Annotated in this window: 15 protein-coding genes; 14 read left to right on the top strand and 1 reads right to left on the bottom strand. The window is 32.1% G+C overall.

Features of this window, described 5'->3' with window-relative positions; all coding sequences use genetic code 11:
- The first annotated feature begins 91 nt into the window (after positions 1-91).
- From CN692_RS04625 to CN692_RS04580, 10 genes are all read left to right on the top strand, one after another.
- Positions 92-1,168 carry a glycosyltransferase gene (locus CN692_RS04625; RefSeq protein WP_098117972.1) on the top strand — a complete coding sequence of 359 codons (1,077 nt, stop codon included), beginning with the start codon at positions 92-94 and terminating at the stop codon, positions 1,166-1,168.
- A gap of 212 nt (positions 1,169-1,380) precedes the next feature.
- Positions 1,381-2,547, top strand: a complete 1,167-nt coding sequence (locus CN692_RS04620) for a nucleotide sugar dehydrogenase (RefSeq protein ID WP_098117971.1) — start codon at positions 1,381-1,383, stop codon at positions 2,545-2,547.
- Positions 2,548-2,630: 83 nt separating this feature from the next.
- Positions 2,631-2,822, top strand: a complete 192-nt coding sequence (locus CN692_RS27115) for a hypothetical protein (protein WP_098117970.1) — start codon at positions 2,631-2,633, stop codon at positions 2,820-2,822.
- Between the two features lie 362 nt (positions 2,823-3,184).
- Entirely contained in the window at positions 3,185-4,117 is a 933-nt protein-coding gene (locus CN692_RS04610; RefSeq protein WP_306659891.1) for an LCP family glycopolymer transferase, read from the top strand.
- A gap of 235 nt (positions 4,118-4,352) precedes the next feature.
- On the top strand, positions 4,353-5,231 hold the full coding sequence (gene rfbA, locus CN692_RS04605; RefSeq protein WP_098118160.1) for a glucose-1-phosphate thymidylyltransferase RfbA: 879 nt from the start codon (positions 4,353-4,355) through the stop codon (positions 5,229-5,231).
- Positions 5,232-5,244: 13 nt separating this feature from the next.
- Positions 5,245-5,808, top strand: coding sequence for a dTDP-4-dehydrorhamnose 3,5-epimerase (gene rfbC, locus CN692_RS04600; protein WP_098117969.1), 564 nt, complete (start codon positions 5,245-5,247; stop codon positions 5,806-5,808).
- Position 5,809: 1 nt separating this feature from the next.
- A complete protein-coding gene (gene rfbD / locus CN692_RS04595) occupies positions 5,810-6,679 on the top strand; it encodes a dTDP-4-dehydrorhamnose reductase (protein ID WP_098117968.1) in 870 nt (289 codons plus the stop codon).
- A gap of 3 nt (positions 6,680-6,682) precedes the next feature.
- Complete coding sequence (gene rfbB, locus CN692_RS04590) at positions 6,683-7,696, top strand: dTDP-glucose 4,6-dehydratase (protein ID WP_098117967.1); 1,014 nt, start codon at positions 6,683-6,685, stop codon at positions 7,694-7,696.
- A gap of 423 nt (positions 7,697-8,119) precedes the next feature.
- Positions 8,120-9,256 carry a glycosyltransferase family 2 protein gene (locus tag CN692_RS04585; protein ID WP_257143967.1) on the top strand — a complete coding sequence of 379 codons (1,137 nt, stop codon included), beginning with the start codon at positions 8,120-8,122 and terminating at the stop codon, positions 9,254-9,256.
- A gap of 1 nt (position 9,257) precedes the next feature.
- On the top strand, positions 9,258-11,435 hold the full coding sequence (locus CN692_RS04580) for a CDP-glycerol glycerophosphotransferase family protein (RefSeq protein ID WP_098117966.1): 2,178 nt from the start codon (positions 9,258-9,260) through the stop codon (positions 11,433-11,435).
- Positions 11,436-11,555: 120 nt separating this feature from the next.
- Here CN692_RS04580 and CN692_RS04575 read toward each other — a convergent pair whose 3' ends face one another.
- The gene (locus CN692_RS04575; RefSeq protein ID WP_098117965.1) at positions 11,556-11,912 is read right to left on the bottom strand and encodes a hypothetical protein; all 357 of its coding nucleotides are present in this window, start codon (positions 11,910-11,912) and stop codon (positions 11,556-11,558) included.
- Positions 11,913-12,154: 242 nt separating this feature from the next.
- Here CN692_RS04575 and CN692_RS04570 point away from each other — a divergent pair, with 242 nt between their 5' ends.
- The 4 genes from CN692_RS04570 (at position 12,155) to wecB (ending at position 17,215) form a co-directional block, all read left to right on the top strand.
- Complete coding sequence (locus CN692_RS04570; protein ID WP_098117964.1) at positions 12,155-12,571, top strand: hypothetical protein; 417 nt, start codon at positions 12,155-12,157, stop codon at positions 12,569-12,571.
- A gap of 10 nt (positions 12,572-12,581) precedes the next feature.
- A complete protein-coding gene (locus CN692_RS04565) occupies positions 12,582-14,699 on the top strand; it encodes a CgeB family protein (RefSeq protein ID WP_098117963.1) in 2,118 nt (705 codons plus the stop codon).
- Positions 14,700-14,711: 12 nt separating this feature from the next.
- Positions 14,712-15,695: a glycosyltransferase gene (locus tag CN692_RS04560; protein WP_098117962.1), complete on the top strand. Its 984-nt coding sequence runs from the start codon at positions 14,712-14,714 to the stop codon at positions 15,693-15,695.
- Positions 15,696-16,111: 416 nt separating this feature from the next.
- The gene (wecB, locus tag CN692_RS04555) at positions 16,112-17,215 is read left to right on the top strand and encodes a non-hydrolyzing UDP-N-acetylglucosamine 2-epimerase (protein WP_373604953.1); all 1,104 of its coding nucleotides are present in this window, start codon (positions 16,112-16,114) and stop codon (positions 17,213-17,215) included.
- Positions 17,216-17,359: the final 144 nt, after the last annotated feature.

Below are 17,359 nucleotides of genomic sequence, written 5' to 3'. Positions count from 1 at the left end.
ACTAATTCTAGTCATAAAAAGGGCTTTCTACTAATTACTTTACTGCTAATTTAAGTAAATGGATAAAAAAACATAGGTAAGGTGAGGTTAAATGAAAGTACTATTAATATCAAATATGTATCCTAATGAGGAATTTCCCTCGTATGGAATATTTGTTAAGAAGAGTTCGGATGTATTAGAGGAATATAATATTGATGTAAGTAAAATTGTATTAACTAAAAGTAAAGGCTCTCTAAACAAAATCATTAAATATATACTATTTTATTTGCGTATTATATTTTCTCTTTTAATAAAGAGTTATGACATTATATATGTACATTATGCTTCACACACTGCTTTTCCGATTTTATTTTGTAAATTCTTTAAAAAGAACATACGAGTATATACAAACGTTCATGGTAGTGACGTTGTTCCACAAACAAGATTTCAATCTTATTTACAGCCACTAGTAAAGCAGATCTTAAAAAAATCGGATAAAGTAATAGTTCCTTCCTCTTTTTTTAAGGAGTTAGTTAATAAGAAGTATGACCTTCAAAATGAGATTGTCATATATCCATCAGGCGGAATTGATTCTTCTATATTTTTCCCATCAGAAAGTAATTTCAATAAGTTTAATTTAAATCCTAATTTTCAATATATTGGTTATGTAGGACGAATTGAATATGGAAAAGGTTGGGATGATTTAATAGAGGCATATTCATTAATAGTAAAAAATAAAGAATTTGTTAATGTTAAATTGTTAATAGTAGGTAGTGGAAAAGAGTACTTGCAACTAAAAAGTAAAATAAAAGATAAAAATTTAACTGAATATGTATATCATTTTGATAGCCTTTCCCACTCAGAACTATGCAAGATGTATAATTTGATGTCAGTTTTCATATTTCCCACAAAGTTGCAAGAAAGCCTTGGTTTAGTTGGATTAGAAGCAATGAGTTGTGGTATTCCTGTTATTGGTAGTGATATTGGTGGAATAAGTACATATTTGAAAGACATGGAAAATGGTATCCTCACTAAACCTGGTGACATTAATAGTTTAAGAAGTAGTATTATTAGATATTTTACGCTTAGTCAAAATAAAAAAGTATTTATGAAAGAAAAGGCAATTGAAACAGCAGCAAATTTTGAAAAGCAAAATGTAAAAATGATTCTAATTAAAGCATTTATTTAATTTCGATGTCTTTATTTATGGTAATTTCCGATAATACATCGGATTACTTTGCTAAAAGATTAATAGGTTTATGAACTTGTTATTGAGAAGGTAGAACTGGTGTCGAGCTATAATTTTAATTTGGAACTTTCTTTCGAAACTAACTAGCTTTATTGTTGCTTTTCAATAACGTTATAAAAATGAAAATAAAAGTTATGGAGATGTATGAATCAATGAAAATTACTGTTGCAGGAACAGGTTATGTTGGATTATCAAATGCAATTCTACTAGCCCAACATAATGAAGTAATAGCACTTGATATTATTCAAGAAAAAGTAGATATGATTAATAATAGAATATCTCCTATTATTGATAATGAAATTGAAGTATTTTTGGCAACTAAAGAACTTAAATTAATTGCAACTACAGATAGTTATTCAGCTTTCAAAGATGCGGAATATGTAGTCATTGCTACACCAACGAACTACGACCCTGATAAGAACTATTTCAATACTAGATCTGTTGAAGCCGTTATTGCTAATGTACTATCGATTAATCCAGATGCCATAATGGTTATAAAATCAACAGTTCCAGTAGGGTATACAGAGCTAGTAAAGGAGAAGTTTGATACAGAGAATATAATTTTCTCCCCAGAGTTTTTAAGAGAAGGAAAAGCACTTTTTGATAACTTGAATCCTACAAGAATTGTCGTTGGAGAACAATCCGAAAGAGCAGAAGTATTTTCTGATTTATTAGTTGAAGGTGCAATAAAAGAAAATATAGATGTTTTATTTACTAATTCAACAGAAGCTGAAGCTATTAAACTATTTGCCAACACTTATCTTGCAATGAGAGTCGCTTTTTTTAATGAGCTAGATTCTTATGCAGAGATAAGAGGATTAGATACGAAACAAATTATAGATGGCGTTGGCCTTGACCCACGAATAGGGAACCACTATAATAATCCTTCCTTCGGATATGGTGGCTATTGCTTACCTAAAGATACAAAACAATTATTAGCCAATTATTCGGACGTCCCAAATAATATTATGACAGCTATAGTTGATGCAAATAGAACTAGAAAAGACCATATAGCAGATATGATAATTAATAAAACTCCTAAGGTTGTAGGCATTTACAGACTTACCATGAAAACAGAATCAGATAACTTTAGACAGTCCGCGATTCAAGGCGTTATGAAACGTATTAAGGCCAAGGGCATCGAAGTTATTGTATATGAGCCAACATTAAATGAAGAGGATTTTTTTAATTCTAAAGTAATTAATGATTTAGACGAGTTTATAAAAGTTTCCGATATAATCGTGGCTAATAGATTATCGGATGATTTAAGAAATGTAGAGCCTAAGGTATATACGAGAGACTTATTCAGCAGAGATTGATCATTATCCTACTAGAACAATTTAAATCAAATCAAAACTAATAGAATCAGCCTATACAAAAACCAGAATTCGGTAAAATTTACATGCGAGAAGAATTAGGCGCAGGAACAAACCGTCTATACTTATTCACAGTAATAAAAGTATCAGAAGGGCTAGTTCGGTTCATTGAAAAACAAAGTAAATTTGAAAGATTATACCTAACACCAGTTTTATCATTTGCCGTTCTTTATTTAGGGGTATTCAGTGGTATTGTACTAAGGGTAAGTTATAATTAATCAGAATAAACGGATTCAAGGTATACGGCCCTGATGGTGGATAACTACCCCCTGCAGAAGTAGATGCATTAACTAGTTTCGTAGTTCAGCTTGAAGTAGAATTAATCTATTAGATGGGTCATGGAATGCATTAAGACCAACAGGTATGGCGTTAAAGGAAATTCTTTAGAAAATAGCAGTGAAAAATTAGAAGCAGTTAAAAGAGATGTATTAAGTCGATTTGATCAGTAAGAGAATAAATGCAGATTTTTTTAACAACACGGCCTTTTTTAAGAATGTCGTGTAATTTTTTTATTAAAATTTTGAAAAAGACAACTCTGATTTACTTCCAAGTTAATTACATATTTAGAAGGAGAATAACCTTGTCCAGAACAAAAAAACACTCAAAGAAAAAAATGTCCACAGCAAAAAAAGTACTATTAATCGTAGTTAGTGCAATAGTTGTAATTGTTTTAGGAATAGGTGGGTCAATTTACCACAATATAAATAAAACATCAGATGCAATCTATCAAGGAATAAAGAAAACCGACAAACGTAAAGATGAATTTAGTGTTGAAAAGAAAGAGCCTTTCTCAATTTTACTATTAGGTGTTGACCATCGTCCTGGTGATAAAGGGCGTTCGGATTCGATGATTGTGTTAACAGTTAATCCGAAAACAAATACGACTAAAATGGTAAGTATTCCACGTGATACGAGAACTGATATTGTTGGAAAAGATAAAGTAGATAAAATTAACCATGCTTATGCGTTTGGTGGAATCCAAATGTCTGTGAATACGGTTGAAAATTTCTTGAACATTCCGATTGACTACTATCTTGAAGTAAATATGGAGGGTTTTAAGGATATCGTAGAAGCAGTTAATGGCGTGGACGTGAATAACGATTTAGACTTTACTTATGAAGGTGTGCATTTTACGAAGGGTCAACTTCATTTAAATGGTACAGATGCGTTAAAGTTTTCTCGTATGCGTAAGTTAGACAAACGAGGAGATTTTGGCCGTCAGCTTCGACAAAGACAAGTTCTTGAAGCGGTAGTCAAAAAAGGAGCAACAGTCTCATCTTTAACAAATTATCAATCTGTTTTACAAGCTATTCAAAAAAATGTAGTTACGAATATTAGTTTAAAGGATATGGTTTCAATCCAAAAAGATTATCGTACGGCTGCGAAAAATGTTACTGAAACTCAAGTTACAGGTGAGAGTAAGAAGATTGACGGAATCTGGTACGTAATTGTATCGAAGGAAGAACAAGATAAAGTATCGACTGAATTACGTCAACATTTGGAATTACCTTAAGAAGTAAATAAGTAACGAAACCTTCAAATAAACACCGTTAAAAACTTACACTTTTAGCGGTGTTTATTTTTTTATGTCTTTTTATCTTTATGACTCTACTAATTTCTTCTAAAATTCACTCCAAAATGCTCATTCCTCCCAAATTAGAGTTTTACCTACACACACCCTTATCCATCAACATAATAATATATATATTCCTAAAATTATGAGTAAAAATGTTTAGGAGGTCTTGACGATAAAAGGCATTATACTTGCAGGTGGTAGTGGTACGCGACTTTATCCATTGACGATGGTGACTAGTAAGCAGCTATTGCCTGTGTATGATAAACCAATGATTTATTATCCGTTATCTACTTTAATGCTGGCGGGGATTAGAGAGATTTTGATTATATCGACTCCAGAGGATTTGCCTCGTTTTGAGGCGTTGTTAGGTGATGGGTCTCAGTTTGGCATTTCTTTGCAATATAAGGTACAGCCTAGTCCGGACGGGCTGGCTCAAGCGTTTATTATTGGCGAAGAGTTTATTGGAAGTGATTCTGTTGCGATGATATTAGGTGACAATATTTATTATGGTAGTGGGTTGCGTAGTATTTTGAAAAAAGCAGCGTTGAAAGAAACCGGGGCGACGGTGTTTGGGTACCATGTCCAGGACCCTGAGCGATTTGGGGTTGTGGAATTTGATGCGTCTGGGAAAGTTTTGAGTATTGAAGAAAAGCCTGTGGCTCCAAAATCGAATTATGCGGTGACTGGTTTGTATTTTTATGATAATCGTGTTGTTGAAATTGCTAAAAATGTAAAACCGTCTCATCGTGGTGAGTTAGAGATTACTTCTGTAAATGAAGCGTATTTAAGTTTGGGCGAGTTAGATGTAGAGCTTTTAGGGCGCGGTTATACGTGGTTAGACACTGGAACGCATGAGAGTTTAGTTTCAGCAACGAATTTTGTAAAGACAATTGAGGAGCATCAAGGGATTAAAATCTCTGCTCCAGAAGAAGTTGCTTATATTAATGGATGGATTAATAAGGAGCAATTATTACGTTTAAGTGAGCAACTGAGTAAAACGAGTTATGGTCAATATTTACGAAAAGTTGCGAGCGGCGAGATAAAATATTAAGGGGTCATTACCTTTGAAGATTACAGAAACTTTTTTAAAGGGTATTGTAGTTATTGAACCTACCGTTTTTGGTGATCACCGTGGTTGGTTTATGGAAACATATAATGATTCAAAAATGAAGGATTTTGGCATAGATTTACATTTTGTTCAAGATAATCAATCTTTTTCTGCGATGAAGGGAACTTTACGTGGCCTGCATTATCAATTATCTCCAAAAGCACAAACGAAATTAGTACGGTGTACAAGGGGTTCGATTTTTGATGTAGCCGTTGATATTCGAAAAGAGAGTCCGACATACGGAAAATGGTTTGGGATTGAATTAAGTGCTGAAAATAAAAAGCAATTATTAGTACCAAAAGGGTTTGCTCATGGTTTTATGACATTAACTGATGATGTGGAAGTTCAGTATAAAGTAGATGAGCTATATGCACCTGAATGTGATCGAGGGATCAACTGGAATGATCCCGACATAAAGGTCGATTGGCCAATCAATATTTCTCCATTATTATCAGCAAAAGACAAAACTGCACCACTATTAAAGGATGCTGAAAATAATTTTGTTTATAAGGAGCAATGAAATGAAGATTTTAGTAACTGGTTACGGTGGGCAACTCGGCTACGATGTCGTAAAGGAATGTGAGCTACACGGTATAGATGTTAAAGGCTGTGGTCGAAAAGAGCTGGATATTACCAAGAAAGAATCAGTATTCTCTTTAGTAGATTCATATAAACCAGATGCGATTATTCATTGTGCTGCTTACACAGCGGTCGATAAAGCTGAAGATGATAAAGAAAATTGCTGGAATGTAAATGTTGAAGGTACGAAATATTTAGCTGAAGCTGCAAAAAAGCAAAATGCAAAATTTGTTTATATTAGTACAGACTATGTATTTAATGGAAAAGGTGAAAATCCTTTTACCGAAGAGGATTACCCCGAACCGATTGGTTATTATGGTTTAACAAAGTATGAAGGAGAAAAAATTGTTCAATCTTTAATCGAAAAGTATTTTATCCTTCGCATTTCGTGGGTATTCGGGATTAATGGGAATAACTTTATAAAGACGATGTTAAGACTATCAGAATCTAGAAATGAATTAAATGTAGTAGGTGATCAAATAGGTTCACCGACATATACTGTTGATTTGGCTAAATTAATAGTAGAATTAATCAAAACTGACAAATACGGAATATATCATGCTACGAATGAGGGCAACACTAGCTGGGCAGAATTTGCAGGAGAAATTTTCAAACAAGCCGACCGTAAAATGTTAGTAAATTCGATTTCAACTGAAGAATACCCTACTCGGGCTTCTCGACCAAAGAATTCAAGATTATCGAAACAAAAGCTAGTTGAAAACGGTTTTACGCCTTTACCTTCATGGCAAGACGCATTAGCAAGATTTTTAGTTCAATTGAAATCTAGTTCAATTAGAGACGAGGTACAGTAATAAATGAAAGTAGCAATTACAGGTGGTGCCGGATTTATCGGTGGCAACTTTGTTCAATATATGTTGAGTAACTATCCTTCCTATTCGATATATAATTTAGATGTTTTAACATATGCAGGCGATGTAACGAAGCATAAAAACATCGAAAAAAATGAGAACTATCATTTTGTAAAAGTCGATATTACGAATCGTGAAGAGATTGTAAAATTATTTAATAAAGAAAAGTTCGACTATGTCATCCATTTTGCAGCGGAAAGCCATGTGGATCGCTCAATTGCCGAGCCTGAAATATTCGTTAAAACAAATGTTTTAGGAACTCAAGTTTTATTAGATGCGTCTAAAACAATTAACATTAAGAAATTTGTTCACGTATCAACCGATGAAGTGTACGGTGAATTGGATTTTGATCCTACAACATTTTTTACTGAAGAGACTCCGTTACAACCGAATAGTCCGTACTCCGCAAGCAAAGCATCATCTGACTTTCTAGTTCGTGCCTATCATGAAACATTCGGATTCCCTATGAATATCACACGCTGCTCAAATAACTACGGTCCATATCACTTCCCAGAAAAGCTAATCCCACTAACTATTTCACGTGTTGTAAATAACCAAAAGGTTCCTGTTTACGGGACTGGAGAAAATATTCGAGACTGGCTCCATGTACTAGACCATTGTGCAGCAATCGATTTAGTTTTGCATAAAGGAGTAAATGGAGAAGTTTACAATATAGGCGGGCATAACGAGCGCACAAATTTAGAGGTTGTTAAAACAATCATTTCAACTCTTGGTAAATCAGAAGACCTAATTGAATTTGTTCAAGATCGATTAGGTCACGACAAGAGATACGCAATTGACCCTAGTAAATTAGAAAAACTAGGATGGAAGCCTACTTATCAATTCGATACTGGAATTGCTCAAACTGTTCAGTGGTATTTGGATAATAAGGAATGGTGGGAAGCGATTGTTTCTGGTGAGTATAGGAAGTATTTTGCTGAGCAGTATTCTATAGAATAAGGATCGTGTCATTTTTAGACGCTTTACTATAAAAAGTAAAGCGTCTTTTTTATATTTTGTTCCTTAAGAAGCAATTTCGTTAATCGACAATTAGCCATTGGAATAAATTCTTATTCTTGTTTTTTATATTTTTTAAATATGAGAAATATTTCACTTGATATTATACTAATCTAACTTTAACTGAAATTTAATTTTAAAAAGTACTGATTTTTTGTGACATTTTTTATGTTATAATACATTTTGTATCATAAAATGACATTTATTTTACAATTTTTATTAAAAACATTACAAAAACTTAATATTTTATTTTACTCTAGAATAATTTTCTAAATAGTTTGTTTTATCAAAAAATAAATTAATGTGATTTTTTTCAGAAAGTTAAAATGGTGGGAGAAATTAAGTTTTAATAAAGGGGGACAACGGGTGAATCAACCATTAATTTCTGTTATTTTACCTATTTATAATGTCGAAAGTTATATCAATGAATGTTTGCATTCATTATTAAATCAAACGATTGGGTATGAAAAGTTAGAAGTGATTATGGTGAATGATTGCTCGACCGATCGTACCCCAATTATGATTGATGAGTTTGCAAGTAAGTATCCAAACTTTAAAGGAATTCATTTCACAGAGAATTCTGGTGCTCCTGGTAAACCTAGGAATGTTGGAATTGAAAATGCAACAGGTAAGTATACGATCTTTTTAGATCCGGATGATGTTTTACCTTTAGATGCATACGAAAAATTAATAAATGTAATTGAAAATAGTGAGTCTGATTTTGTAATGGGTAAGATGATCAGCTTTGATGATCAAACGAAGCGTAGACACGAACATGTTACATTTAAACAATATCAATTACAAAAGAAATATATCGATGTGAATATAGAGGATGCTCCTTTTTTCTATCAAGTTAAAACAGCAGTTTATTTAAAACTAGTAAAAACTGAATTCTTGCGACAAAATAATATTAATTTTATCGAGGGTATGAAAAATGGAGAAGATAAATATTATGATATTCAATTATTCTCTAAAGCTAAAAAGTTCAGCTATATTCCTGAAGTAATTTATTTATATCGCGGAAGAAACGATGAGAAAAATCTATCTTTAACACAAAGAGATATTATTAGTACAGTCCAAAATGATGTGAAATCGGCTTTATTAATAAAGCCTTTACTTTCAAAAAAAGATTTCAAATATTTTCAGATTAACGTATTTAGATCAATTTTTTGGAAAACCGGTGACGCAGACTTTAAAAATTTACCAATAGAACAACAGCATTATCTTTTTAATTTAGTAAAAGATGTAGCGATTGGATATGATCCTGATTTAGCTAAAGACTACATGGAAGTAGAAGAGCCAATTCTTAGTTTGCTTAGCTCAGGACATATTGAGGAAGCTTTAGATTATAATCTTTTATTAATTTCTAGAAGATGGTGGTATAAAGTCAACGTTGAATTAGCGAAAGATTATAGGAAGTCGAGAAATATAAAGAATAGCAATTTTTGGAAAGTGACAAGTCCATTACGAAAAGTTATAAGACTTGTAAAGAGGGTGTCGTAACTTGCAATTTAGCATCATAATTTCATATATAAATGAGGAGATTAATAAAGTAATAGATTGTATTAATTCAATCAAGAAGCAAAGTATTAAGCAAGATCAAATTGAATTAATCCTTTATAATACAGAAAATGAGTTATTGGCTGAAGAGACTGAAGAAATATTATCCCAGCAGTTTAAAAACTTAAAATTGGTAAATACAAAATTGAAGTTAGATGACCTTAATGGTAAATATGTTTTTATTTATGATCGTAAAATTAGCCTCAACCAACACTTATTAGAAGTATTTTTAAGAATTGCTGATTCTGGCAAATACGATTGCATTTTTTCTACTGAAGAGGAAAAAAAATTAGAAGTTAATCCAATTAATTTTAATGAATTTACATATTCTGATTTAATGAGTATGAATTTACTAAGGACTGCTACCTTAAAAGAGTATCTTATAGAAACTAAGACTCAAGAAATAGATTATTTTGGATTAAAGTATTATTTAATTAAGCAATATATTACAAATAAAAAAATTGGAACGAATGATGTATTGTCAATTGAAAATAATGAAATTGATGATGAGTACTTTATAAATCAAATCAAAGAAATTGATAATTTGTTTTTAAAAGTAAAAGAAGAGTCTAACGTGGATTTTCAAAAGCATGCATATGGTTTGTACATTAAGCAATTAATGTTTTTAATAGATAAGAAGAAATTTGTAGATGAATTAGATGAAGAGCTTCAAATTAAATTATTAGAACTTTTACGCTTAATAACAAAAGAGATAAATTTAGAAGAAGTATTAAAGGAAATTAAACTAGAAGGTTATAAAGGATTCTTTTCAATCTTAAGTTTGAAGAAATATTCTGAAGCGATAAGTTATATGAAGTTATTTAGGAGTAAGAGATACCAATATCATGTAGCAAACAAATACAGTAACTATTTGGAAAAGAATCCAACTGATCCAAGCGAAGATTTAACATGGAAAATGACAAAGCCATTCCGCAGAATAAAACCAGCCATTCGCAAAGCAACAGGACTTATTATTAAATATTTTTTACTGCTAATTGTGGCTATCTATAAAATTCTTTATGTAAATAAAGAAGTATGGTTAATTTGTGAAAGAGCTGATCAAGCTGAAGATAATGGATATTTCTTTTTTAAGTATTGCAGAGAGCAAGAGCCTAACAGGAAAATTTATTATATAATCGAGAAAAATTCACCGCATTATGCCAAAGTTGCCAATTTAGGAAATGTTATTCATCACTCTTCCTTTAAACATAAAATATATACACTTTTAGCGGATGTATTTGTTAGTGCTTGGACATTTGATGAAAGTGGTTACCCTAATCCTTCGAAAGATTTCAGATCAAGATTTAGAAAGCAATTAAAGAATAAGTTTCAAGTATGTATACAGCATGGTGTTATTATTCATAATATATCTCCATATCTATCAAAGAAAAAGTACAATCAAAATTTAATTATAGCTAGTTCAGAATTTGAAAAAGAAATAATTATGGAAACTCTTAATTATTCAAATGATGAAGTTGAAGTAACAGGATTAGCTAGATTTGATAATTTACATGATGCTAAAACAAAAAGGCAAATATTAATTATGCCAACTTGGAGACGTCATTTATTTAAAATAAATAAAAAACAATTCTCAAATTCCGAATACTTTAAGACTTACAAAAATCTAATATCAAATAAAGAATTTCAAGATTTTATTAGTAGGAAAAATATCCAGGTTAAGTTTTATATTCATCATCAGATGCAACGATTTTTAGAAAACTTCATTGTAGATCACCCTAATATTGAATTCTTATTAAAAAAAGATGCCAAGGTATCAGACTTATTGAAGGAGTCAAAGTTGTTATTGACAGATTATTCATCTGTTTCAAGTGATATCTTCTACATGAATAAACCAGTAGTGTTTTATCAATTTGATCCACATAAAAATCATCATGCACCTACTGAACAGATTAAATATAGTGATCTAGGAAAGATTGTGAATAATGAGGAAAAATTAATTGATGAAATTATAAAAATTTCAAATAGAGGTTTTACAACGGAAAAGCAATATCAACGAAATTCGAATAGAATTTTTAAATATAAAGACACAAATAACTCAAAGAGAATTTTTGAATCGATTGAAAGGTCTTACCATAATTCAAAATTAAAGAACGTTGAATAATTCAAAAAAGGCATTTGCTTAAAAGAGCAATGCCTTTTTTGTTGTTCAAATCTTCTTATATACAAAGGAAATAGTACAAGTATTTTATTAAATTTGGAATTCACATTTTATAAAACACAATTATAGATATTTGCAACCACAAGCACCTTCGATCGGACATTTAATCCAACCACAATCCTCGCAAATGTCATGTATTTTTCTTTCCAAAGGATAACTACATTTATAGCAACGTGCTCTTCTTTCTATCGGAGTTAAAGTTCCAACAAGAGTCCTTCTTTCACTAAAAAGCTCGACTGCTTTCCCGTTTTTCCATACTAAAAAATGGAAGACATCGTCAGTAAAAACTTGTCCTGACTCCTCAAAATCAATCACTTCTTCGGTAACTTTAACAAGCTCTACTTTCTTACGAATTACTTTCTGTTTCTCATGTGAATTTAAAGTCCATACATAAAATTCCCCTACTTTTAATACTGCCATCTTTATCCCCCTAATTTGAATTGGGTACCCCTTTAATTTATGTTTATTTTTATTTTAAAGAATTTATATGCATCTTTTCATTTTTTCTAAATATAAATCCCAGCTGTTTTATTAACGATTAACTAAAGTTTTTTTACAATTTTTTAACAAGGATACACATTTAGATTCACATTAAAAAGTTAATCTTAAATTAATAAAAATATCTTCTTTATGAATAAACACATCATTTCTGGAGGTTTGAAATGAAGAATAGTGAATTATTGAGTAATAATCATGTTGATTCGACAACTTTAAATTTTAAGCCAAGTTTAATAAAGGTTACGACTGAGGATTTCGATGCGAATATAGATCTTCAAAATGAATTGTTAGTAAAGCAAAATGAGTTCCTTTCGAATAAGGTAATGGAATTGGAAAAAAGAATGGAAGAGCAGTTATTTCGTCAGCTGGATTTAATTGTAGAGCATGAGGAATTTATGATGGGGCTCGATGATTATGTTCTTGTAAACGAAGTAAAGCAATCTTTTGGTTCATATGAATATGAAAAGCTGCAAGAGGAATATCAAAGGCTACAATTAAACTATGAAACATTTAGGAATTCGAAATTTGGGAAATTGGCAAGGAAGTACTGGAAGCTTTTGAAGTATCTAAAAAGAAAATGAGGGGACATTCATGTTAAAAGAATCAATCGAAAAACAAATCACGCGACTACGTAATGAGAAATTTGATACAAAAATGATGCTGCAGAAATTAATGAATGTGGATGAACCTTTTTATTTTCAAAACCATGAGTTATTTTCATTTTTAGCTGATGATTTCACTGTTAGTAAAGGTGTTCAAAAGATCCAAAAGGAAAAGGAAATTTTAATTCAAAACAAACTAATTAAGCAGACTGCTATTATTGATTATGTAAAGAGCGATAATCTAATGACGCTATTATTTAATGAAGGTAGAAGTGAATTATTTACGAAATTTGGTGTTACAGGCTTCGTCAGTGGTGGTAAATGTGAAGTTGTTTTTGAATTACGATTTATTGACCATGAGGATCACATTAGCACATTGAATTTTAAATTAGATGAGCTAGTGGATTTAACTCCTTATATTCAAAACGAGTTTCAATCGGTCTCTTTTTCAATTCACATGACTGGCGCAGGTACATTGCATCTTTTCCATGCTAAATTAATGGGTTCATATAAAGAAAGTAAAATAGACAATAGTTACTTGAAGAAACAAAAAAAGGAAATTAAAGATTTTCGAGTTGGGTTTATTGCAGATGAATTTTCGACGCGTTGTTTTGATTATGAGTTTGAACTAATAAAGATCACGCCTGAGAATTGGTTAGATGAGTTTAAAAAGCATCGAATTGATTTCTTCTTTTGTGAGTCTGCATGGCTTGGTAACGAAGGGGCTTGGAAGGATAAGATTGGTACGAAAAATCATCGGGATCATACGAAACTATTAAAGTTAGTTTATTGGTGTAAAGAGCACTACATCCCGACAGTGTTTTGGAATAAAGAAGATCCGTTTCATTATCAAGCTTTTATTGATACTGCGAAGCATTTTGATTATGTGTTCACGACTGATCATGAATCAGTTCAGCATTACGAGGCAGAAGGTTGCGAAAATGTTTATTGTTTACCTTTTGCAGCTCAACCGAAAATTCACAATCCAATTGAATATCTTCCACGTAAAGAAAAGGTCGTTTTTGCTGGAGCATATTACGGTAAAAAATTCCCTGAACGGACAAGAGCGATGGAGAAGCTAGTAAGTGCTTCAAAAGAATATGGACTCGATATTTATGACCGAAACTATCATAATCCAACAAGTCCAAATCAATTTCCAGAAGAGTATCGACCGTTTATTGTTGGAAACTTAAAACAGAATGAAATCGACATTGCCTATAAAGGATATAAAGTAGCACTTAATGTGAATAGTATTACTAAATCTCCGACAATGTTTGCCCGGAGAGTATTTGAGTTGCTGGCAAGTAATACGCCAATTATTAGTTCCCATTCAGAAGGGATTCATAGAATGTTTGGTGAGATCGTAACGGCTACCGACAATGAAAAAGTGATGAAGGAACGTCTTGCTAATTATTATACAGATGAGACTTATTATAAGAAAAACCGTTTACTCACATTACGAAAAGTATTAGAAGAGCATACTTACACGAATCGTGTGGAGGAGCTGCTCGATCTTATTAAATTGCCGTACGAAAGAAATGAAGAGACTGCTACATTAGTAGGGATTGTTCGAAGTAATGCAGATTATGAGAAGCTAATGACAGTCTACAATCGACAAGGAATTAAACAGAAAAAGCTAGTTATTTTACTCGACTTATTTGATGGCTATTTAGACATTTTTAATCAAAACAATCATGGGAATGTGAAAACATACTTGATTGATTACTGCCATCATTACTTTAGTATTAATGATCTCGTTGATTCGAATTATCTTGTTCCAATTCATTTAGATCATTATTACGGAGAAAATTATTTAAGAGATTTGATGCTCGCTACAAAATATACAAATGATACGATCATTGCTAAAGGGAATCAAAATAGCTATAGCTATGTGAATAGTTGTCGTATTGACGAAGCTTTGATTTGTACAAAGGCGACAAGATTTATTCATCCTAATGAATTTATGAGGCTTTTAGAGACGAAATCAACGATTGATCATTTTTCAAAAGCTGGCGTTCAATTTTTTGAAATTGATGAGTTTAATTTTTATCGAAATGCCTATGAAAAAGCCATTGACCACGACGAAATCGAGAGAATTTTAGTATAAGGAGCTGTCTTTATGAAACTGGCGATTATTGGGCATGATTTGAAATTTATAAACGATGCGATTAAGAGATTTGAAGCAAGAGAAGACATCGAAATTAAAATAGATTTATGGGAAGGCCATACAATTCACCAGGTTACAAAAAGCATAGAAATCGTCAATTGGGCGGATGTTCTATTTTGTGAGTGGGGACTTGGAAATGTCGTTTGGTACCAGGAGCATAAAAAAGAACACCAAGTATTAATCGTCAGAATGCATCGTTTTGAAATGAATACGCCATTTCCAGAACGATTTGACTTTACGAAGATTGATAAGGTCATTGCGATTTCTTCCTATATATTTGAGGAGTTTCATCGAGTTGCGAAAATTCCTAGAGATAAGATGGTTGTCATTCCAAATGGTGTTGATGTAGAGAGATTTCATTTGCCTAAGGAGTATGACGCAAATTTCCGTATTGGCTTACTTGGTTATGTGCCGAAGTTAAAACGGTTAGATCGAGCGCTTGCTATTTTTGAAAAAATATGTGAAAAAGACAGTCGATACTCTCTTTCGATTAAAGGAAAGCATCCGAAAGAATTTTCGTGGGTATGGAATAATCAACAAGAGCATGATTATTATACGAATGTATTTCGAAAAATTGATAAATCCCCCTATAGTAATCAAATTCAATTTGAAGAGTGGGGAGATTCAGCGGAATGGCTTCAGTCAATCGGTTATGTTTTATCAGTAAGTGATTATGAAAGCTTTCACTTAGCTCCTATGGAAGGGATGGCTTCTCGCGCTGTGCCAATTGTCTTAAATCGTGAAGGAGCTCGAACAATCTTCCCTGATGAGTACATTTTTGAAACAATCGACCAAGCAGCGGAATTCATCGCCAATTCAAAAAAAGAATCAGGAAAAAAACTAGTTGAATTCGTTAAGAAACATTATTGTATGGATAAAATGTGTTCAGAGATTTTGAGTCTAATTGATGAGTTACAAAGTAATTTAGTTCATTAAGAAGGTATGAGCACAGTGAATCCCAAAAGGAGGATCTGTGCTTTTTTCTCACTTTAAGAAAGCATAAATTGGCAACGAGGAAGTTATTTCGACGTGGTGGCCAATTTTAGGAATAAAGTATAAGTGCAACTACGCCTCTGTCTCCACCTAAAAGGCTCGCCAATCGGTGAGTTTTCTTTATCTATATTATATACATCGTGTATGAATGGTTTTAATATGTGGGAAACTAACTAATACGGATGGAAAAAGATTATCGCTATAAAATGTGACGAGAAGTCACGAAAAATAGTGGAATAAATTTACATTTTTCGTGATAATAAATGTTTTTATTTCATAGTTAAGATACAATAGATAGATACATATTAGGAAAAAACCGATTCATTTTGAAAGGGGAAAGAATTTTGACTGTTAAAGTAATGACTATATTTGGAACAAGACCAGAGGCGATAAAAATGGCGCCACTTGTGCTTGAATTAGCGAAACATCCTGATCAGATCGAATCAATTGTAACGGTTACAGCTCAGCATCGACAAATGCTTGATCAAGTACTTGAGATTTTTGATATTACGCCTGACCATGATTTAAATATAATGAAGGATCGTCAAACATTAATTGATGTAACAACTCGAGGTTTAGAAGGATTAAATAGGGTTATGCAAGAAGTAAAACCTGATATTGTATTAGTTCACGGTGATACGACTACTACTTTTATTGCTAGTCTTGCAGCTTTTTATAATCAAATTGCGATTGGACATGTTGAGGCAGGTTTACGAACTTGGGACAAATATTCACCATATCCAGAAGAAATGAACCGCCAATTAACGGGTGTAATGACGGATTTCCATTTTGCCCCGACAACAAAATCAGCTCAAAACTTATTAGCTGAAAATAAAAAAGAAGAAACAATCTTTATTACTGGTAATACAGCAATCGATGCGCTAAAAACAACAGTAAAGGAAGAGTACGCTCATCCTGTGTTAGATCAAATCGGAAATGACCGTTTAGTGTTAATGACTGCACATCGTCGTGAAAACTTAGGGGAACCAATGAGAAATATGTTTAAAGCGATTAAGCGTTTAGTCGAAAAACATCATGATATTCAAGTTGTGTATCCTGTACATATGAACCCTGTTGTTCGTGAAATTGCAAATGATGTTTTAGGAAATGACAATCGAATCCATTTAATTGAGCCTTTGGATGTAATTGATTTCCATAACTTTGCGGCAAGATCTCATTTAATCTTAACGGATTCTGGTGGCGTACAAGAAGAAGCACCTTCTCTAGGCGTACCGGTTCTTGTTTTACGTGATACAACTGAACGTCCTGAAGGAATTGACGCTGGTACATTAAAGCTTGCGGGAACTGATGAAGATGTCATTTTTGCACTAGCTGATGAATTGCTGTCAGATGAAGAAGCACACGCAAAAATGTCTAAAGCATCGAATCCATATGGAGACGGAGAAGCTTCTAGAAGAATCGTTGAAGTCATTATTAAACATTTTAAAAATAAAGTTAAGTAATCTAAAAAAAGACTATTTTTGAAAAGTTTTCAATGATAGTCTTTTTTTGTCCATTTAAAGGAAAAATTAATAAATTTAATGCATTATATAAACAATAGAAGTAGACGATCGTAGATTTTGTGAAGGACTATATTTTGCAGTGTC

The sequence above is a fragment of the Bacillus sp. AFS002410 genome (assembly GCF_002556365.1).
Classification (GTDB): domain Bacteria; phylum Bacillota; class Bacilli; order Bacillales; family Bacillaceae_G; genus Gottfriedia.
The sequence above is the reverse complement of the archived record's forward strand: the minus strand, read 5'-3'. Positions and strand labels throughout refer to the sequence as shown.